20 protein-coding genes are annotated in these 18,551 nt (G+C 71.8%); 10 read left to right on the plus strand and 10 right to left on the minus strand.

Annotated features, from left to right (window positions below):
• Nucleotides 1-4 precede the first annotated feature (4 nt).
• The gene (locus tag ACIRYZ_RS17820) at nucleotides 5-400 is read left to right on the plus strand and encodes a metal-sulfur cluster assembly factor (protein ID WP_380610991.1); all 396 of its coding nucleotides are present in this window, start codon (nucleotides 5-7) and stop codon (nucleotides 398-400) included.
• A 141-nt stretch (nucleotides 401-541) separates the two neighbouring features.
• Here the strand turns inward: ACIRYZ_RS17820 and ACIRYZ_RS17825 are convergent, their stop codons facing one another.
• Nucleotides 542-1,045 carry a CAP domain-containing protein gene (locus ACIRYZ_RS17825; RefSeq protein ID WP_402945007.1) on the minus strand — a complete coding sequence of 168 codons (504 nt, stop codon included), beginning with the start codon at nucleotides 1,043-1,045 and terminating at the stop codon, nucleotides 542-544.
• 328 nt (nucleotides 1,046-1,373) lie between these two features.
• Here ACIRYZ_RS17825 and ACIRYZ_RS17830 point away from each other — a divergent pair, with 328 nt between their 5' ends.
• Entirely contained in the window at nucleotides 1,374-2,114 is a 741-nt protein-coding gene (locus ACIRYZ_RS17830) for a BTAD domain-containing putative transcriptional regulator (RefSeq protein WP_402945009.1), read from the plus strand.
• Here ACIRYZ_RS17830 and ACIRYZ_RS17835 read toward each other — a convergent pair.
• Entirely contained in the window at nucleotides 2,036-2,332 is a 297-nt protein-coding gene (locus tag ACIRYZ_RS17835) for an SDR family NAD(P)-dependent oxidoreductase (protein ID WP_402945250.1), read from the minus strand. The genes ACIRYZ_RS17830 and ACIRYZ_RS17835 overlap by 79 nt on opposite strands.
• A gap of 36 nt (nucleotides 2,333-2,368) precedes the next feature.
• The gene (locus tag ACIRYZ_RS17840; RefSeq protein WP_402945012.1) at nucleotides 2,369-2,581 is read right to left on the minus strand and encodes a hypothetical protein; all 213 of its coding nucleotides are present in this window, start codon (nucleotides 2,579-2,581) and stop codon (nucleotides 2,369-2,371) included.
• A gap of 161 nt (nucleotides 2,582-2,742) precedes the next feature.
• On the opposite strand from ACIRYZ_RS17840, the gene ACIRYZ_RS17845 reads away from it, so the two are divergent.
• Entirely contained in the window at nucleotides 2,743-3,402 is a 660-nt protein-coding gene (locus ACIRYZ_RS17845) for a Uma2 family endonuclease (protein WP_402945014.1), read from the plus strand.
• 71 nt (nucleotides 3,403-3,473) lie between these two features.
• On the opposite strand, the gene ACIRYZ_RS17850 is transcribed toward ACIRYZ_RS17845, so the two are convergent.
• Nucleotides 3,474-3,650 carry a hypothetical protein gene (locus ACIRYZ_RS17850; protein WP_402945016.1) on the minus strand — a complete coding sequence of 59 codons (177 nt, stop codon included), beginning with the start codon at nucleotides 3,648-3,650 and terminating at the stop codon, nucleotides 3,474-3,476.
• A gap of 266 nt (nucleotides 3,651-3,916) precedes the next feature.
• Here ACIRYZ_RS17850 and ACIRYZ_RS17855 point away from each other — a divergent pair, with 266 nt between their 5' ends.
• Nucleotides 3,917-4,627: a TNT domain-containing protein gene (locus tag ACIRYZ_RS17855; protein WP_402945018.1), complete on the plus strand. Its 711-nt coding sequence runs from the start codon at nucleotides 3,917-3,919 to the stop codon at nucleotides 4,625-4,627.
• A 167-nt stretch (nucleotides 4,628-4,794) separates the two neighbouring features.
• On the opposite strand, the gene ACIRYZ_RS17860 is transcribed toward ACIRYZ_RS17855, so the two are convergent.
• Nucleotides 4,795-6,126, minus strand: a complete 1,332-nt coding sequence (locus ACIRYZ_RS17860; RefSeq protein ID WP_402945021.1) for an MFS transporter — start codon at nucleotides 6,124-6,126, stop codon at nucleotides 4,795-4,797.
• Nucleotides 6,127-6,453: 327 nt separating this feature from the next.
• Here ACIRYZ_RS17860 and ACIRYZ_RS17865 point away from each other — a divergent pair, with 327 nt between their 5' ends.
• Entirely contained in the window at nucleotides 6,454-8,073 is a 1,620-nt protein-coding gene (locus ACIRYZ_RS17865) for a hypothetical protein (protein ID WP_402945024.1), read from the plus strand.
• A gap of 12 nt (nucleotides 8,074-8,085) precedes the next feature.
• On the opposite strand, the gene ACIRYZ_RS17870 is transcribed toward ACIRYZ_RS17865, so the two are convergent.
• Complete coding sequence (locus ACIRYZ_RS17870; RefSeq protein WP_402945026.1) at nucleotides 8,086-8,541, minus strand: VOC family protein; 456 nt, start codon at nucleotides 8,539-8,541, stop codon at nucleotides 8,086-8,088.
• A 137-nt stretch (nucleotides 8,542-8,678) separates the two neighbouring features.
• Between ACIRYZ_RS17870 and ACIRYZ_RS17875 the strand changes: the two genes are divergently transcribed.
• Nucleotides 8,679-9,860 (plus strand): hypothetical protein, encoded by a 1,182-nt coding sequence (locus tag ACIRYZ_RS17875; protein WP_402945028.1) that lies wholly within the window; start codon nucleotides 8,679-8,681, stop codon nucleotides 9,858-9,860.
• Nucleotides 9,861-9,896: 36 nt separating this feature from the next.
• Here ACIRYZ_RS17875 and ACIRYZ_RS17880 read toward each other — a convergent pair whose 3' ends face one another.
• On the minus strand, nucleotides 9,897-11,498 hold the full coding sequence (locus tag ACIRYZ_RS17880; protein WP_402945029.1) for a PucR family transcriptional regulator: 1,602 nt from the start codon (nucleotides 11,496-11,498) through the stop codon (nucleotides 9,897-9,899).
• Nucleotides 11,499-11,644: 146 nt separating this feature from the next.
• Here ACIRYZ_RS17880 and ACIRYZ_RS17885 point away from each other — a divergent pair, with 146 nt between their 5' ends.
• From ACIRYZ_RS17885 to ACIRYZ_RS17900, 4 genes are all read left to right on the plus strand, one after another.
• Nucleotides 11,645-12,241, plus strand: coding sequence for a PadR family transcriptional regulator (locus ACIRYZ_RS17885; RefSeq protein WP_402945032.1), 597 nt, complete (start codon nucleotides 11,645-11,647; stop codon nucleotides 12,239-12,241).
• Nucleotides 12,238-13,491, plus strand: coding sequence for an FAD-dependent oxidoreductase (locus tag ACIRYZ_RS17890; RefSeq protein ID WP_402945035.1), 1,254 nt, complete (start codon nucleotides 12,238-12,240; stop codon nucleotides 13,489-13,491). The genes ACIRYZ_RS17885 and ACIRYZ_RS17890 overlap by 4 nt, the downstream gene beginning before the upstream one ends.
• A 177-nt stretch (nucleotides 13,492-13,668) precedes the next feature.
• Nucleotides 13,669-15,297 (plus strand): L-glutamate gamma-semialdehyde dehydrogenase, encoded by a 1,629-nt coding sequence (gene pruA / locus ACIRYZ_RS17895; protein WP_393026240.1) that lies wholly within the window; start codon nucleotides 13,669-13,671, stop codon nucleotides 15,295-15,297.
• A 158-nt stretch (nucleotides 15,298-15,455) separates the two neighbouring features.
• The gene (locus ACIRYZ_RS17900; RefSeq protein ID WP_380611010.1) at nucleotides 15,456-16,385 is read left to right on the plus strand and encodes a proline dehydrogenase family protein; all 930 of its coding nucleotides are present in this window, start codon (nucleotides 15,456-15,458) and stop codon (nucleotides 16,383-16,385) included.
• A gap of 67 nt (nucleotides 16,386-16,452) precedes the next feature.
• Here the strand turns inward: ACIRYZ_RS17900 and ACIRYZ_RS17905 are convergent, their stop codons facing one another.
• The 3 genes from ACIRYZ_RS17905 to ACIRYZ_RS17915 form a co-directional block, all read right to left on the minus strand.
• Nucleotides 16,453-16,728: a Uma2 family endonuclease gene (locus tag ACIRYZ_RS17905; protein WP_402945037.1), complete on the minus strand. Its 276-nt coding sequence runs from the start codon at nucleotides 16,726-16,728 to the stop codon at nucleotides 16,453-16,455.
• Between the two features lie 279 nt (nucleotides 16,729-17,007).
• Entirely contained in the window at nucleotides 17,008-17,496 is a 489-nt protein-coding gene (locus ACIRYZ_RS17910; RefSeq protein ID WP_402945039.1) for a GNAT family N-acetyltransferase, read from the minus strand.
• A 71-nt stretch (nucleotides 17,497-17,567) separates the two neighbouring features.
• On the minus strand, nucleotides 17,568-18,533 hold the full coding sequence (locus ACIRYZ_RS17915) for an SGNH/GDSL hydrolase family protein (RefSeq protein ID WP_402945042.1): 966 nt from the start codon (nucleotides 18,531-18,533) through the stop codon (nucleotides 17,568-17,570).
• Nucleotides 18,534-18,551: the final 18 nt, after the last annotated feature.

An 18,551-nucleotide genomic window follows, 5' to 3' on the forward strand; every position in this document is an offset into this window, starting at 1 on the left:
GACCATGAGTGACGAGAACACCACCACCGACGCCCAGGCCTCCACTGCGGAGGAGCAGCCGAACGGCGTCATCGTCGGCACCACTGCCGGCACCGTGTCGGTCGAGGACCTGACCGAGGCCCTGATGGACGTCGTCGACCCCGAACTGGGCATCGACGTCGTCAACCTGGGCCTGATCTACGGCATCCACATCGACGAGTCCGACGTGGCCACCATCGACATGACGCTCACCTCGGCGGCCTGCCCGCTGACCGACGTCATCGAGGACCAGGCCAAGACCGCCACCGACGGCCTGGTGCAGGACCTGCGGATCAACTGGGTCTGGATGCCGCCGTGGGGCCCGGACAAGATCACCGACGACGGCCGCGAGCAGCTCCGCGCGCTCGGCTTCAACGTCTGAGGTCTTTTCTGTACTGAGTTCTGTTTTCTGTACTGAGTTCTGTACGAACGCCGCTGCCCGGGACGGGTTCTCCGTCCCGGGCAGCGGCGTTCTACGTTTCGTAGGAGACGTGGCGGAGGCGGCGCGGGAGGTTCCGGGCGGTCACTGGGGTGTGCCGAAGACCTGGGTCCAGTAGCCGTTCGTGTCGGCGATGCCGGTGTCCTTGTAGGTGCAGTTGAGGATGTTGGCCTTGTGGCCCGAGCTGTTCATCCAGCCATCGAAGGTGGCCTTCGCACTGCCGTAGCCCTGGGCTATGTTCTCGGCGTAGGCGCTCCACTTGAAACCGGCTTTGGTGATGCGGTCACCGGCGCTGGATCCGTCGGAGCCGGTGTGGGACAGGTTCCCGGTCTTCGCCATGTCGTTGCTGTGGGCCTGGGCCGCCTGGACGAGCTGGGAGTTCACGGTGAGGGCCGGACAGCCCGCGGTGGCCCGTGCCTCGTTGACCAGGTTCAGCACGGTGCCCGTGTCTCCCTGGGTGGGGGCGAGGGTGGGTGCGACGGTCGCCGTGCCGGCAACCGCCACGGAGAGCGGTCCTCCGGTGAGCACCAGCACGGGGACGGCGAGGAGGGCCGACAGGCGCCGCGCGGTGCGGATGTTGATATGCATCGTGGTCCCTTTCTCGGGCTTGCTCGGGCTTGCTCGGGACTGTGGAGGGCGCGGGCATGCCCCTCGTGTCGCCACCCGTGGCGGGGGTGCGGGCGCTCTCGGCACCGTCTGCTCCACTGCGATGAGTCGTGCGCCCAGCGGATCCGTCCGCCCGTCCGCCCTCGTACCTGCGATCTTTCCGATGGGGGCGTGACGCAGCCGTGACGCCGACGGGGATCAACGGGCTGGACCTGGCCGCCGAGCACGTGGCGTCTGCGGTCGACAGTGCAGAACGGGCGGCGCAGCATGGAAAAGGGGCGGATCTTGTGCACGAAGAGATGGCGATGCGATGGCCAGCGACGATCGGCGCTCCACGGCTCCCGGGCCAGGCGTACGGCTCGCTCTGCTCGGCGGCTTCGACCTCTCGGTCGGTGACGCGTCGGTGGCCCTGTCCGCGGGGGCGGAGCGCTTACTCGCCTTCGTGGCGCTGTGTTGCAACGGGAAGGTGCCGCGCGCGCTGGTGGCCGGGACACTCTGGCCGGACGCCGCGGAGCGCTGCGCGTATGCGAGCCTGCGCTCGGCGCTGTCCCGGCTCCCGGCGGCGGGCCGGGAGGCACTGGAGGTCGGCCCGACCGAGCTGAGGCTGGCCGACGGCGTCGGCGTGGACATCCGCGAGGCGAGGACGCTGGCCCACCGGATCCTGGCGCCCGGTGCGGGCCCCGCCCGGGCGGGCCTCGGGCTGGCGGCCGTCGAGGACCTCTCGGCGGACCTGCTGCCGGGCTGGTACGAGGACTGGACGCTGCTGGAGGCCGACAACTGGCGGCGCCTGCGGGTCCACGCCCTTGAGGCCCTGGCCCGCGCCTTCGTCAGCGCCCGTCGTTTCCCCGAGGCGGTGGCCGCCGCCGGCGCCGCCGTCCGCGCCGACCCGTTGCGCGAGAGCAGTCAGGCCTCGCTGATCCGGGCCCACCTCGCCGAGGGCAACCCCGGCGAGGCTCTGCAGGATGTCGAACGCTACGAGCGGCGCCTGCGGGCGGAGCTGGGGTTGCCGGCTCCGGCGCGGTTGCGGCAGCTGGTCGCCGGCGCGCGGTAGTCGGGCCGCGAGGGCAGTGGCGCAGGGCGACCGACGCGGGCGTTGACGCTGCCGATGTTGACGATCCGTCCCCATCGACGCTCGGCCATGTCGGGGGTAATGGCCCGACAAGTACGGTAGTGGATAGTCAGGTTGGACTCGATGGCGCGTGCCCACTCGTCCTCGCCGAGCTCGTCCCACGGGATGCGGGGGTAGGCGCCGGCGTTGTTGACGAGGATGTCGACCGGGCCGAGTTCGGGACTCGACCTGGCTGGTCAATGCGGCGACGGCGTTCGGGTCGGTGAGGTCGGCGCTGATCTCGATGCCGTGCAGGCTCTCGCGCCGCACGCCTGCGTCGCGGCCCTCCACGCCCGGTCCATGGCGAGCTGGTGCTCCTGGGCGAGCTGCGGGGCGGTCGTTTCGACCAGGTGCAGCGTGCGGACCTGCAGCACCTGGACGGGACTCGGCAGGTGGGTTGAGCTCGTCATAGCGGGGGTTCCTTCGGTCTGTGTTCCTGGCGCGAGCAGAGGAGCCGAGAGTCAACCTGCTGCCGCGCAAACCTCTCCTTCGAGGGAATTGTTTGTGCGGCAGTGGTATATCTGCGATCGGGCGGCCAGGCTGGAGCCGCGACCTCGGAGGGAGCGAATTCATGTCGGTAGTTGCGTTCGCGCAGTTGCTTCTGCCTGACTCGCCGTACGCCATGTGGGTCCGGGGGGAACTGGAGGAGTACCTCCGGCTGCCGGACGACGGCACGCGGGTGGAAGTGGTCGGAGGGGAGATCGTCGTGTCACCGGCGCCAGCCGTTACCCATGCGGTGTTCCTCGCGCACATCGAGCGGGCGATCGATCGCGCCGGCGTCCCAGACCCGGCCTTTCCTTGGCGGGCGTTGCAGATGGTCAATCTGGACCTGGTGGGAGTCGGGGACGGCTACATCCCGGACATCGTTGTTGTGGATGCTGAAGTGGAAGAGCGTGCGCTGGCCAGTACTGTCGTTCGCCTCTACCCGCACGAAATCGGAATGGCGATCGAGGTGACTTCGGAGTCCAACGCTCGCCACGATCGGCGCCCGATGTTCGGTCGGCAGGTAAAGCCCACCAAGTGGAGCGGTTACGCACGTACGGGAATCCCGTACTACCTGTTGGTGGACCGCGACCCGCGGCAGCCCGGTGTCACCCTGTTCGGCGAGCCGAACAAGGCTGAGGGGACGTACGAGGTGCTGGGGGAGTGGAAGTTCGGCGAGACCGTTCGACTTCCGGAGCCGTTCGATGTCGAGATCAGCGCTGAGAAGTGGAAGTCATGGGACGCATAGCTTCGAGGTGAAACGCCGCTGCTCGGGACCTCTTCGGAGGTCCCGAGCAGCGGCGTTCTTCGTGCGTGTGGTCAGCCCTGCTTGGGCTTGCGGGCGACGGCGACGGCCAGGGTGGCGAAGCCGCTGATGGCGGGGAGGAGGCCGTAGGCCTGGACCAGGGCGCCGACGGCGATGATGGGGGCGGAGCTGCCGAGGTAGACGGTGATCCACAGGGAGCTCAGTTCGGAGCCCCGGCGTTCCGGGTTCATCGTGGCGACGGCGGTGTGGTGGCGCTGCCCGTGCTCGCCTTCTGTGTGATCACCCCGGGCAGCCCCTGAGGCCGAGCCCAACCAGACGGACGGGTTTCCGGCTTCTTCCCACTGACTTCCCGTCGTCCCTCAGCGGGTCGCGTTGACCTTCTCTCCCCCGGCGCGGTTTCGTGGGGGACACCAAATGACTACGTAGAGTAGTTGCTTGGACTCGCTGCGCCATGTTGCTCGCGCGGCATGACGCCCGTTCCTTACGAGGGAGCAGTGTGAAGATCCGTCACCTCCTCGCCGCCCTTACCACCACCGCGGTCCTGTTCGCGGGCTCGCCGGCCTCTGCCCAGGTGGTGATGTCCCATGACAGAGCCGGTACGGTGCAGGGCCGACCCGGTCCTGACGCCGAGCGGTCGTTGACCGAATGCTCAGCGGAGTACCTCAACGGGGACAAGCGGCTGGGGCCCCTGCGCCTGCCCGTCCTCGGGCTCGCCGGCAAGGAGCTCACGGGCTACCAGCCCACCAACGATCTGGGCCCCCAGCGGTTCCTGGACCTGTACTGGAAGGACGGGGGCTGGGTCTACCCGGCGCAGAACGGGTACATCGTCAATCCGGACGGGACCCCGCAGCGAGCCCTCCTCACCTTTCAGGTCGGCCAGGACATCGACCGGTACGGGGGTGAACTGCACGGTGCCTTCCTCGCCCCCGAGGGGACGCCGTACGCGCAGCGGGCGATCCCGCCGATGAACCTCGACGGCGATCCGGCGGCCGGTTGCAACTACTACGACTACCGGGTGATCAAGGAGTTCACCGTCTACTCGGGGACCGTCGCTCCCTGGTTCGCGCAGCCCGGACTCGGCACCCAGTACGAACTGGACTACACCCTCATCCCCGGCGCTCCCACTCCGGACCAGGGCTTCGGCGTCAAATGGCTGGTCGACAACCACTACCTGGAGCGGATCATCTCGCCGACGTCGCCTCACTGAGCACCGCATACGAGGTGCGGGGGAGTGGAAGTTCGGCGAATCGGTCCGGCTTCCGAAACCGTTGGATTTCGAGATCAGCACCGAGAGGCGGACACCCTGGCCAGGGTGGAACGCCGCTGCCCGGGACTTCGGAGGAAGTCCCGGGCAGCGGCGTTTCGTGCGTGTGGTCAGGCCTGCTTGGGCTTGCGGGCGACGGCGACCGCGAGGGCGGCGCAGAGGAGGGCCGCCAGGGTGGCGAAGCCGCTGACGGCGGGGAGGAGGCCGTAGGCCTGGACCAGGGCGCCGACGATGACGATGGGCAGGGAGCTGCCGAGGTAGACGATGATCCAGAGGGCGGAGAGCTCGGAGCCCCGACGTTCCGGGTTCATCGCGGCGACGGCAGTGGTGAAGAGGGAGCGGAAGGCGACGCCCTGGCAGGCGCCGCCGAGGACGCTGCCGATGAAGAGCAGTGCCGGGGTGCCGGTGTAGCCGGCGGCGACGACCAGGGCGAGCCCGGTGGCCAGGCCGGCCATGCCGAGGGCGATCACCAGGCGGTCCGAGGTAGGCGGGACGATCAGCTGGGCGGCGGCCGAGGAGCCGAGCAGCAGGGCGGCCACGATCGCGCCGGCCAGGTGCGAGGGGGTGTGCAGCAGCTTGGCGGCGAAGGACGGGGCCAGGCTGAGGTAGACGCCGAAGACCGCGTACGAGATGAAGCCGGCCGAGGCCGCGAGCAGGAACTCGCGGCGCCCGGTGCGCGGCAGCCGCAGGCGCTGCGGGCGCAGGTGGGCCGGGGTGGTGATACGCGGCGGAGAGGACGGCGGACGGTTGCGGCCGGGCATCCGCGGGTGGACGAGCGCCAGCGGCACGCAGAGTGCGAGCAGGGCGATGGCGTGCAGCAGGAAGGGCGTCAGCAGCGGATCCGAGCCGCCGGCCAGCAGGGCGCCGACCACCGGGCCGAGCGCGACACCGCCTGCGGAACAGGCCAGGGTGAGCTTGGCGGCCAGGGTCGGGTGGTCGGGCAGCAGGTCGCCGAGGGCGGCCCCGGCGGCGCCGGTGGACAGACCCACGGCGATGCCCTGGACGGCCCGGCCGATCGCCAGCTGCCAGAAGCTTCCGGCGGTCGCGAACACCACGTCGCCTGCGGCGGCCAGCGCGACGGCGGGCAGGATCAGGGCGCGGCGGCCGAGGTGGTCGGACCAGTGGCCGACGATGGCCAGCACCGGGACCAGCGCGAACACGTAGATCGTGAACAGGATCGTGGTGTCGAGCGCACCCAGGCCGAGGCGCTGCTGGATCATCGGGTAGATCGGCGTCGCCAGGTTGGCGCCGATCAGCATCAGCAGCAGGGCGGCCGAGACCAGGCCGACGCGGATGCCGCGCATCGCGTTCCAGCGGCTGATCGCGGAGAGCTGGAGCTGGGCGCGCGGCGCGAGTTCCAGGGGGAGCAGGGCCTCCGACAGTCGGCGTCCGTCGAGCTGCGCGGTGCGCAGGCCGGAGCCGGCGGGGGAGAGGTCCGCCATATGAGGGGTCTCCTGTGGCAGGGCACCACCGGGGTCGGCGGGGTGTGCCGGCGCGCCCGTCCTGAGGCGCTGTGGTGGTGGCCGCGGTGCGGGGCTCCCTGGTGGAGCGGATGAGCTGAGAGAGGAGGGCTTCGTTGCCCGACGGCCCGCGCGGGGTTGTGCGTGGTACCACTGCGAAGGATAAGGGGTGGGCGCACGGTTGCGGCGCGCGCCCCTGCGCGCGCCCTAGAGGCCGGGCATCGGGGGTGTCCGGCCTATACGCTGAGGTGGTAGACGGGTACGCGGAGCTGTTTGGGCTGACCGCTGGCTGAGGGAGAGCACACGACGATGGCCGGACGACGTCGGAAGAACGCAGGGGCTTCGGCGGGAGAGGGCGCGGCCGAGGCCGTCCTGCCCGCCGACATGGAGCTCCAGGACCTCTACGGGGCGTTCGCCGCGCACGGCCTGGACGACGAGGATCTGGACGACGCCGCCGTCCTGGTGCCGCCGGTGAAGCTCCCCGCCGAGCGGGAGCTGGCCGAGCACGCGAAGGCCGTGCCGATGTTCGGCTACGCCCTGGCGCTGGCCCGCTGGGCCGCCCCGCACCGGGCGGTGGACGAGTTCGGCGACCTGGTCGAGGAGGACCGGGCGCCCGCGACGCGGCTGCTGGGCCTGGCCCCGGCCGAGGGCGAGGTGCCCGAGGAGGCCGAGGTCGAGGCGCTGCGGGCCTGGTCGCTGGCCTGCGACCTGGATCTGGTGGAGCTGGGGACGACCGCCGCCGGGGAGCACGTCGCCGTGCCCGGGCCGGATCTGGAGCCCGCCGAGCAGGGGGACCCGGACACCGTCCTGGAGCTGTGGCTGACCGCCGCCGGGATCGTCCGGGAGCTGGCGGTGGAGGCGGATTCGCTGCCGGAGGAAGAGGGAGAGGGCGAGGCGGGGGAAGGCGCGGCGGAGGAGGACGAGGACGGACTGAACGAGGTCGAGGAGGCCCGGGACGCCGCCGCCGAGCTGCTCGACGAGGCGCTGCAGGTGCTGTACGAGACCACCGCCTTCGCCGAGCCCGGCAACGAGACGGTGCCGCTGGGCGTGCTGGCCGCGCTGCTGGTGGTGCCGGAGGGCGAGGAACCGAGCGAGGAGCTGCTCGGCGACATCACCGATGTGATGGTCGCCCTGGACCCGATGCTGGGCGACCTCGCCGAGTTGGGCCTGCTGGACTACCGCCCGATCGACCCGGAGCTGTTCGACGAGGAGGAGGGCGAGGAGCCCGCCGTCGTCGGCGAGGCGCCGCTGGACGAGGAGGAGTCGGCCCGCTTCGGGCTGGTCCGGCTCACCCCGCTGGGCCAGTACGGCATCCGGCAGTGGCTGCTGGAGGACGGCTACGACGCGCCGCTGGTCGGCGAGCTGGCCCAGGGGGACGCGGCGGAGCTGCTGCGCGGGGTGTGCGAGTCGGCCAACGTGCTGCCGGAGGAGGAGCTGAAGGTCTGGGTGGCGGGCCGGGAGCCGGTCGCGGCGGCCCGCGAGCTGCTGGCGGCGGCCCGCGGCGCCGACGGGTACGCGCCGCTGCGCCGGATGCTGTCCGTCGCGGCGCTCGACCTGCTGGGGCCGGGTGCCGAGCCCGCCGTCCGGGAGGTGCTGGACGACCCGGAGCTGGGCGGCGCGGCGCGGGCCTGGCTGGCCGCGCAGGGCGCCTCGGACGTGCCGGTGCCGGACCGGGCGATGGCGCTGTGGACGGTGGTCGACACCTTCGCCGCCCAGCTGCTGGACACCGGCGGTGACACCGAGCTGCTGCGCGAGCTGATCACCGACCTGCCGGTGAACGGCGATCCGGCGGCGTGGTTCGGCGAGCTGTGGCGGGTCGACCACCCGTACACGGCGGACGTCCTGGAGGCGATCGGCGAGCTGCACCCGGACCGGGCGCTGGCCAAGGAGGCGCGCAAGGCGGCCTTCAAGGCGCGCTCCCGGAACTAGGGCTTTCCTCTCCTACGGGAGGTCCAGCGAGCCGTCCTCGGTGAAGGGGAAGAACGGGTTGTGGGCCAGCTCCCACAGGTGGCCGTCCGGGTCCTCGAAGTAGCCGGAGTAGCCGCCCCAGCTGGTCGGGACCGGCGGCTTGACGACCACGGCGCCGGCCTGGACCGCCGTCCGCAGTGCGGCGTCGACCAGCGCGGGGGACTCCAGGTTCACCGCGAGGGTGACGCCGCGGAAGGAGGGCTCGCCGGTCGCGGGCACGCCCGCGTCGGCGGCCAGCTCCTCGCTGGGGAAGAGGCCGAGCACCGAGTCGGCGGTGCGGAACCAGACGATCTCCGGGCTGGAGGCGGTGGAGCGCTTCCAGCCGAGGTCCTCGTAGAAGCGGGCGCTGCGGTCGAGGTCGGAGACCCCGAGGGTGACGATGCTGATCCGGGCGGGGAAGCCGTGCTCCGGCGTGCTCTGTGCGGTCATGCGGCCAGCGTAGGGAGGGCGGCTGACAACCGGGCCCTGTGACACGGCCACCGGCCGTGCCCGGCGGCCGAGCTGATGACCCGGCAGCTCCGGGCACGTAAGGTGGCGTCAGCGGTGCGGGCGCGAGGGACTCGGGGGTGCGGCACAGGATGATGCGGGAGAGCGGCGGAAGGCCCCAGGAGCGCAACGACGGAGGGCCTGGCCCGACCCGGCTGGGTGGGCAGGATCGTTTCGCCGACCAAGAGGATTTCCCCCGCCGGACCCTGGCCGCGCTCGACTTCCCGGTGTACGGCGTGGCCGCCGGACCGGCCCGCCGCGGCGAGGCGCTGGCCGCTTTCGAGACCTGCGGCAGCGAGCTGCGCTGGGTCGAGGTGCAGTGCGGCGACTGGACCTCCGCGGCCGGACCGTACGTGACCGTGCGCACCTACCGGCCGGGCGCCGAGCGGGTCGAGCGGCTGCCCGAGCTGGAGGACGTGGTCGAGGACGAACGGGACCGCGTCTACGAGCAGTTGGGCATCGACGAGGGCGACGGTCCGGGCCGGGTGCGGGCGCTGCGCGAGTGGATCACCGTGGACGGCGAGCCCTGCGCGGTGGAGGTGCACGAGGACCGGCCGATGGCCCCGGGCGGAGCCCAGCCAGGTGGAGCGCAGTCGGCCGGGCCGGTCTGGGCCGGGCGGCTGCGGGTCGGCGGGCTGACCGTCACGGTGTGCGGGCGCGGGGTCGACCCCGGTGGCGTGGAGCTCGGCGAGATCGGCGACTTCGAGCGCTACCTGCGTGGGCGCAGCGACCTGCTGCGCGACCTCGCCTCCCGGCGGGCCCGGTGGGTGCCGGTCGAGGAACGCGAACTGCCGCCCGTGACGGGGCTGGAGGCGCACCGGGAGCTGATCGCGCAGGGCATCGCGGAGAGCGCCGCGATGGAGGCGCAGGTGCGGGTCGGGCGCACGCCGAGGCTGCCGCGCGCACTGCGCGGGGACGCCTGCGCGGTCCGCTGGGAGATGGCGGTGCGCCAGCAGATGCGGCTCGCCACCGAGACCCGGGAGGAGGCCGTGGCGGCGGTGACCTCGATGGTCAACCACCTCAACCGACTGTCCCAGCAGACGCATTGGCTGATCGGCACACCGGCGGGCGAGGCGGCCGTGGAGGAGGTCGTGCGGTACACGGTGTTCGCCAGCGAGGTGGCCAGCCTGTCGGCGCAGCGGGCCTGGGAGCAGCTGTGGCGGGAGCGGCCGGGCGGCGGGGCCGACGTCTGGGAGGAGCACCTGCTGGCCGAGCAGCTGTGGCTGTCGGCCTGGGAGCAGTGGCGGGCGGGGCGCCGGTGACGTCCTGACGGACCGGCCGAACCGGCGGCCGGCGGGCTACTCGTCGGCGGGCAGCCGCAGTTGCAGCATCGCCAGCAGTCGCTGCTGCGGCTGGGCGAGGTCGATGCCGGTCAACTGCTCGGCGCGGCGCACCCGGTAGCGCAGGGTGTTGGGGTGGATGTGCAGGGCGTCGGCGGCCACCCGGACCTCGCCGAGCGCGTCCAGCCAGGCGAGCACCGACTCGGCGAGCCGGGTGTTGTGCCGGCGGTCGTACTCGGTGAGCGCGGTCAGCCGGGGGTCGCGCAGGCCGGTGCGGTCCTGGAGCAGCGCCAGCATCTCGCTGACCAGCACCTCGGCCTGGACGTCGATCAGTGCCGCGACGTCGAGGTCCACCCCGCCGCGACCCATCGCGTCCAGGATCCGGTCCGCCTGGGCGCGGGAGTCGGGCACCTGGGACAGGCCGTCGACGGTGGAGCCGATCGCGGCGCGCAGCGGGACGCCGAGGTGCTCCCGGGCGGCCGTGACCACCTCGGCCGCCCAGCCGCGCACGGTCGCCATCGGCAGGCCGGGCGGGAGTTCGGGCAGCAGCACGTAGACCCGGGACTCGATCGGGGCGAGCAGTGCGGTGCGGTGCCGGGCGGCGGTGTGCACCGAGATCAGGCCGGTGACGTCGGAGCGGTGCAGCGCCTCGGTGGTGTGGGCGCCGTAGGCCAGCACGGTGGCCGGGCGGCGCAGGTCCAGGCCCAGGTGGGTGGCCAGCGACTGAGGGCCGGTGGAGCCCTCCAGCAGGCCAGTCAGCAGGGTCTGGGTGAGCCGGACGTCGGCGGACAACTCGCGTCGGCGGCGCACCAGTTGGGCGGCGGCCACCCGGGCGGCGCCGACCAGGGCCTGTTCCGCGAGCGGGGCCAGCGGCTGGGCGCCTTCCTGGACCCAGATGGTGCCGAGCGGCTGCGCCCCGGCCCGGATGCCGACCGCGAGCCGGCGGCGCAGGCCGAGCTCGGGGTGCGGCTCGACCGCGATCGGGGCGTCCGAGCTGCGCAGGTGCTGGAAGATGCCCCACTCGCGCAGTTTGGACAGGTACGGCTCCGGGCCCTGCCAGCCGAGGATGGACAGCCGGCGCAGGTCGTCGACCTCGTCGGAGTCGGAGGAGCGGGAGTAGGCGAGCACCCGGCTGGAGGTGTCCTCGATCGAGACGATGCCGTTGGTGAGGACGGCGACGGTCTGGGCGAGGGAGAAGAGGTCGCCCGCGTTGGGCTCGGGGGCGCCGGGCGCGTCCGGGGCGTCCGGGCCGGCGATGATCGCGCGGGCGAGCGAGTCGAGGTGCTCCCAGCGGGTCTCCCGGCGGACCGACAGCAGGGCGACGCCGGCGTCGGTGGCGGCCTCGCGCAGGGCGTCGGCCTGGCCGGGGCCGTCCAGCTTGACCGCGACGGCGGCGGCACCGGCCCGGCCGGCGGCGCGCAGGGCGGGGAGGGCCGCGCGGCCGCGGGCGCCGATCGCGAGGACGAGTTCGCCGGGGGCGGCGGTGGGCGGGTCCTCCGGGTCGAGGATCGCGACGTCGCGGACGGGGACGTCCAACCCCTTTGGGGCGGCCTGGAGTTCGACCAGCGGTTCGCCCAGGGACATCAGCAGCCGGCGGAGCGGGAGGCCGGGGGTGGTCACTCCGGGCCTCCTTCATCCGCTCGGACAACGGTGTGTGGTTGATTTTAGCCGGACGGACAGAGTTCTGGTACGTCACTCCTGAATAGTTGACTCTGACTATTTGAGAATGGATAGTCAGTACTGACCAAGTGATGAGGAACGTTCTCATGGCGAAGCGACGCAAGGTCTCGAACCCGCTGGCCCTCGCGGTCCTGGCCGAACTCGGAGCCGAACCGATGCACCCGTACGAGATGGGTCGTCGGCTCAAGGAGCACGGCAAGGACCGCAACATCAAGTACAACCGCAGCTCGCTCTACATGGTCGTGGAGCAGCTGCGGAAGGCCGGGTTCGTCGCCGAGCAGGAGACCGTCCGCGACACCCAGCGACCGGAACGCACCGTCTACGCCCTCACGCCCGAGGGCCAGGCGGAGCTCCTCGACTGGATGCGCGAGTGGATCGCCGAACCGCAGGAGGAGTACCCGGCCTTCGGGGTCGCACTCTGCCTGCTCGTGGTGCTTCCGACCGAAGAGTCGGCCGACCTGCTCGGCCGTCGGCTGGAGGCGCTGGACGCGCGGATCGACGCCTCGCGCGCCATGCTGCGCAAGGCCGGCGACATGGACGTCCACCCGATGTTCGTCGTCGAGGAGGAGTACGCCCTCGCGCTGCTGGAGGCCGAGCGCCGTTACACGGAGAACCTCATCCGACAGATCGGGGAGCCGGAGTTCAACCGGACCCTGCAGGAGTTCATGAGGAGCCTGGAATGAGCACCACGCGTACGTCGAAGAAGAAGGCCCTGATCATCGGCGGCGGCATCGCCGGTCCGGTGATGGCGCTGGCGCTGCGTAGGGCCGGCTTGGAGGCGGAGATCTTCGAGGCCTACGAGACCTCCGCCGAGGGCATCGGCGGAACCTTCATGATCGCCCCCAACGGGCTCGGCGCCCTGGCCGTCGTCGGGCTGGAGGCGGAGGTCGGCCGGATCGGGCAGCCGGTCGGGCCGATGGTGATCGAGGACGGCAAGGGCGGGGCGCTGGCCGAGTTCGCCGGCCTCCCCGACCTGCCGCGCGGACGGCTGATGCGCCGCGCCGAGATGTACGAGGTGCTGCAGCGGCGGCTGCGCGAGACCGGCCTCGACGTGCGCTACGGCAAACGGCTGGTGGGTGCCGAGGAGACCGCCGACGGCGTCACCGCGCACTTCGCCGACGGCACCAGCGCCACCGGCGACCTGCTGATCGGCACCGACGGCACCGGATCGACCGTCCGCGCCCTGATCGACCCGGCCGCGCCCGCCGCCCGGTACACCGGCCTGTTCGGCGTCGGCGGCTACAGCCCGTACCGGCTGCCCGGCCGGGCCGGACGCGGCGAGACCGTGCACTTCGCCAACGGCGCCCGGGCCTTCTTCGGCTACTGGGGCCTGGCCGACGGCAGCGGCACCGCCTGGTTCAGCAACATCCCGCAGCCCGAGCAGCTGAGCCAGGAGCAGGCCCGCGCGGTCAGCCGGGAGGACTGGCTGCGTCGGTGCCGCGAGCTGCACGCCGACGACCTGCCTGCCCGCGAGGTGCTGCGGGTCGCCGACGCCGCGACGATCGAGACCTTCCCCCGGCTGGAGATCATGCCGTCCGTCCCGCACTGGTACCGCGGCCGGATGGTGCTGGTCGGCGACTCGGTGCACGCGCCGTCCAACAGCTCCGGACAGGGCGTCTCGCTGGCCGTCGAGAGCGCCGTCGAACTCGCCCGCTGCCTGCGCGACCTGCCCGACCACACCGCCGCCTTCGCCGCGTACGAGGCGATGCGCCGCCCCCGGGTGGAGAAGATCGCCGCCGACGCCGAGCGCACCAACAACCAGAAGGCCTCCGGGGCGGTGGGGCGGATGGTGTTCCGGCTGGTCGCGCCGATCATGATGCGGACCTTCATGAGCCCGGAGAAGATGCTCCGTCCGGTGCACGGCTACCGCATCGACTGGGAGCGGCGGGTGGTGCCGGTGGCGCCGGTGAGGCGCGCGGGGCGGGCCGCCTGACGGGCGGTCGTGACCGTCGCGTGACCGGTTTCGTCGGGCCGGACAACGCCGTACGGGGGAATTTAGCCGCCCGGCCAATCATGTGGCCGGGCGGGCAGGAATAGCGTTCGTGCTGTGGCCGGCGTGCGACCCGCGCCGGCAATCCCCCCGCACTGAACGAAGGAGAGCGTGCGCCTCATGGACGCTGTGACCCAGGTCCCCGCGCCGGTGAACGAGCCGGTCCACAGCTACGCCCCCGGCAGCCCGGAACGGGCCCGTCTGGAGGCCAAGCTGAAGGAGCTGGGCGGCCAGGAGCCGGTCCAGCTGACCATGACGATCAACGGTGAGCGCCGGATGGGCGGCGGCACCGAGATCCACGTCGTCCAGCCGCACAACCACGCGGCTCGGCTCGGTACCCTGCGCAACGCCACCCAGGCCGACGCGCAGGACGCCATCGACGCTGCCCTGGCCGCGGCCCCGGCCTGGCAGGCGCTCTCCTTCGACTCCCGTGCCGCGATCTTCCTCAAGGCCGCCGACCTGCTGGCCGGCCCCTGGCGCGAGACCCTGGCCGCCGCCACCATGCTCGGCCAGTCCAAGACCGCCCAGCAGGCCGAGATCGACACCCCCTGCGAGCTGGTCGACTTCCTGCGCTTCAACGTGCACTTCGCCCGCCAGATCATGGCCGAGCAGCCGATCTCCTCGGACGGCGTGTGGAACCGCAGCGACCACCGCCCGCTGGAGGGCTTCGTCTACGCGATCACCCCGTTCAACTTCACCGCGATCGCCGGCAACCTGCCGACCGCACCCGCGCTGATGGGCAACGTGGTGCTGTGGAAGCCGTCCCCGACCCAGCAGTTCTCCGCGCACCTGCTGATGCAGCTGCTGGAGGAGGCCGGCCTGCCCAAGGGCGTCATCAACATGGTGACCGGCGACGGCCTGGACGTCTCCGCCGTGGCGCTCAAGCACCCGGCGCTGGCCGGCATCCACTTCACCGGCTCCACCGCCACCTTCCAGCACCTGTGGCGTTCCGTGGGCGAGAACATCGCCGGCTACCGCACCTACCCGCGGATCGTCGGCGAGACCGGCGGCAAGGACTTCCTGGTCGCCCACCCGTCCGCCGACCCCAAGGTCCTGAAGACCGCGATGACCCGCGGCGCCTTCGAGTTCCAGGGCCAGAAGTGCTCGGCGCTGTCCCGCGCCTACGTCCCGGCCTCGCTGTGGGCCGGCCTGAAGGACGAGTTCGCCGCCGAGGTCGACGGCCTCACCATGGGCGACGTCACCGACCTGTCCAACTTCATGTCGGCGGTCATCGACGAGCGCGCCTTCGCCAAGAACAAGGCCGCCATCGACCGCGCCCAGGCGGACGCCTCCGTGGAGGTCCTCGCCGGCGGCACGTACGACGACTCGGTCGGCTACTTCGTCCGCCCCACCGTCCTGGTCTGCCAGGACCCGGCCTCGGAGTACTTCCGCGACGAGTACTTCGGCCCGATCCTCGCCGTGTACGTCTACGAGGACGAGAAGTACGACGAGATGCTGGCGCAGATGGAGTCCGTGTCGGCCTACGGCCTGACCGGCGCGATCATCGCCCAGGACCGCGCGGCGGCCCAGGACGCGATGCACAAGCTGCGCTTCGCGGCCGGCAACTTCTACATCAACGACAAGCCGACCGGCGCCGTCGTCGGTCAGCAGCCCTTCGGCGGCGGCCGGGCCTCCGGCACCAACGACAAGGCCGGCGCCAAGCAGAACCTGGCGCGCTGGACCTCGACCCGCTCGGTCAAGGAGACCTTCGTCCCGCCGACCGACTACCGCTACCCGCACATGGGCTGACCAGCCCTGATGCCGACCGGTCCGCTGTAGAAGCCATCGGTCACCCGCGACGTCCGGTCCCGCAGCCGGGCGTCGCCCGCCGGGGCGGCGGCCCACCCCCGTACCGCCGCCCCGGCTCCTTTCTGCCACCCTTGGAAACACCAGCTCCAGGAGTCACGATGCTCCGTTCCGCCCTTCTCGCGGCCTCCCGGTCCCCGCAGGTCCGCACCGTGGTCGAGAAGTTCCCCCCGACCCACGCGATAGTCGAGCGCTTCGTCGCCGGCGAGGCCCTCGACGACGCCGTCACCGCCTGCGACGACCTGGTCGCCACCGGCCGCAAGGTCACCCTGGACCACCTCGGCGAGGACACCCAGGACGCCGCCCAGGCCGCCGGCACCGCCGAGGCCTACGAGCACCTGCTCAAGGCCCTCAAGGAGACCGGCCTCGCCGCCGGTGCCGAGGTGTCGGTCAAGCTGTCGGCCGTCGGCCAGTTCCTGCCGGTGGACGGCGAGAAGATCGCGCTGGAGAACGCCCGCCGCATCTGCGAGGCCGCCGCCGAGGCCGGCACCACGGTGACCCTCGACATGGAGGACCACACCACCACCGACTCCACCCTCGCCATCGCGCGCGAGCTGCGGGCGGACTTCCCCTGGCTGGGCGTCGTGCTCCAGGCCTACCTGCGCCGCACCGAGGCCGACTGCCGCGAGTTCTCCGGCCCGGGCTCGCGCGTGCGGCTGTGCAAGGGCGCCTACAAGGAGCCCGAGTCGGTCGCCTTCCAGGGCAAGCACGAGGTCGACCTCGCGTACGTCCGCGCGCTGAAGATCCTGATGGCGGGCGAGGGCTACCCGATGATCGCCTCGCACGACCCCAACATGATCAAGATCGCCGGCCAGCTGGCCCAGTGGAACAACCGCACCCGGGACTCCTTCGAGTACCAGATGCTGTACGGCATCCGCCCCGAGGAGCAGCTGCGCCTCGTCGGCGAGGGCAACACCATGCGTGTGTACCTGCCGTACGGCCAGGAGTGGTACGGCTACTTCATGCGCCGCCTCGCCGAGCGTCCGGCCAACCTCACCTTCTTCCTGCGCGCCATGGCCACCCGCAACTGACGCGCTCCGCATGCCGGAACGGCTCGTGCCCCCTGTGTGGGAGGGGGTGCGGGCCGTTTCGCGGTTTCTAGAGGAAGGGCTTGGTGTCGAGCTCGAAGTCGAACGGGGCGGGGAGGGCGAGCGGTTCGCCGAAGGCGGCGAGGTGGACCTCGGTGTACTCCTCGCGGTGGGGCTTGCCGAAGAGGCTGAACTGCGACTTCTCCCGGTCGATGAGGAGGTGGAGGGGGATGCCGGCCCGGGCGTAGCAGTGGCGCTTGGCGATGCGGTCCTGGTCGGGCTTGGCGGAGGAAGCTCTCCAGCAGGATGTCGGCCTGCGATGGGGAGCCCGTGATCGGTTGCTCATGCGCCACAGCACTCATGATGCCCCGCCTTCAGATGGGCGTCACGCTATTCGTCGCCGGGCCGGGTTATTCAGTGCACGGCGGACTTGCACTCGATGGTGTGAGATCGCCCGGACCGAGCGGGCGCAGGCCGAGCGGATCGCCGCCGGGGACACGCTGCGCGAGCAGACCAGGTTCGAGGAGTACCTGGAGCTCCGCGCGGCCCGTCCGGCGTACAGCTTCCGGAAGCACCTGCGCACGATCGGCGGGGCGATCGAGGAGTAGGTCGGGGGGTGAGTCCCTTACAGCGGCCGGTACATGACGTGCAGGCCGACGTAGCCGTCGACGGGGTGGTGGAAGGCCTCGGGGACGGTGCCGACGATCTCGAAGCCGAGGGACCGGTAGAGCTTCACGGCGTGGTGGTTGTTGGCGACCACGGCGTTGAACTGCATGGCGCGGTAGCCGGATCGGCGGGCCCAGTCGAGGGAGTGCTCGACCAGGGCCCGCCCGATGCCGCGGCCGTGGTGGGCCGGGTCGACCATGTAGCTGGCGCTGGCCACGTGCGAGCCGTTGCCGGGGCGGTTGCGGTTCATGGTGGAGGTGCCGAGGACACGTCCGTCCTCGTCCACCGCGACCACGGTGTGGTCGGGGGCGGAGTGCATCCACCACTCCTGGCCCAACTCCGAGGACATGTCCAGGGGGTAGGGGAAGGTCTCGCCGGCGGCGACGATGGCGTGGAAGAAGGGCCAGATGGCCGGCCAGTCCCCGGGGGTGGCTTCGCGAATGATCATCCGACCAGGATGATCGCCGACGGGCGGGCAGGGCAACGGGATTTCGGCGCCCGGCCCGCACGGTGCGAAGGTCAGCCGCCGAGGACGGCGTCCTCGACCTGGGCGGCGGCGAAGGCCTGGCCCTTGGCGTTGGGGTGCACCACGGCGTACTTGAGGGGGAGGATGCTGGTCAGTGCGCCGTCCAGCCAGTGGTCGGCGTCGCAGACGCTGTGCCCGGTGGTGGCGGGGTAGAGGTCCACGAAGGTGTCGTCCTGGGCGGCGGTGTCCTGGGCGATGATCGCATTGAGCGGTTCCAGGACGGCGGTACGGGCCCAGGCGAGGTCGCCGGTGGTGAAGGTGGCGAACTGCAGCAGGTCGCCGTACCTGCAGTGGTTGGCGTTCTCGGGGAAGAGGTGCGGGTAGCCGACGGCGAGGATCCTGGCGGACGGGGCCTTCATCCGCAGCGCGCCGAGCATGGTGGAGTAGTCGGTGCGCAGTTCGGCGAGCCGGCCGGGCATCTGGGCGTCGTACTTGTCCTTGCAGGGTGTGCCCCGGCCGAGGGCGGCGGCGCCCAGCTCGATGCAGTCCTTGAGGATCCCGCCGAAGCCGAGGTCGTTGCCGCCGACCCCGACGGTGATCACGTCGGTGTCCCGCTCGACGGTGTCCACCTGCGGCGGGACGGGTGGGTAGGGCGCGTTGGGGTCGGTGCCGAGCGGCGGGAGCGGGCGGCCGAGCGGGCTCTGCTTGTTCGTGTACGCGTCGAGGCTGGTGGCGCCGCTGCAGCTGACGTTGCGCAGGCTGACCAGGGAGCCGAGGTCGCGGCGGATGAGCTCGGGGTAGGAGCCGGTGGTGCGGGCGCAGCCGTCGTTGGGCTCGGTCAGGTCGCCGGTGGCCTCGATCACGCCCGCGGTGTAGCTGTCGCCGAGGGCGGCCCACCGCAGCGCGCCGGCGCGGGTGGCGGGCTTGGCGGCGGCCTGGGCGGTGGTGGGGGTGATCAGACCTGCGGCGAGCGTGACGGCGGTGCCGGCAACGGCGAGGCGGGACGGGAAGCGTGGCACGGTCTCTCCTCAACGGGT

Origin of the sequence: Kitasatospora sp. NPDC101155 (assembly GCF_044768305.1) — a bacterium.
In the GTDB taxonomy this organism is placed as follows: domain Bacteria; phylum Actinomycetota; class Actinomycetes; order Streptomycetales; family Streptomycetaceae; genus Kitasatospora.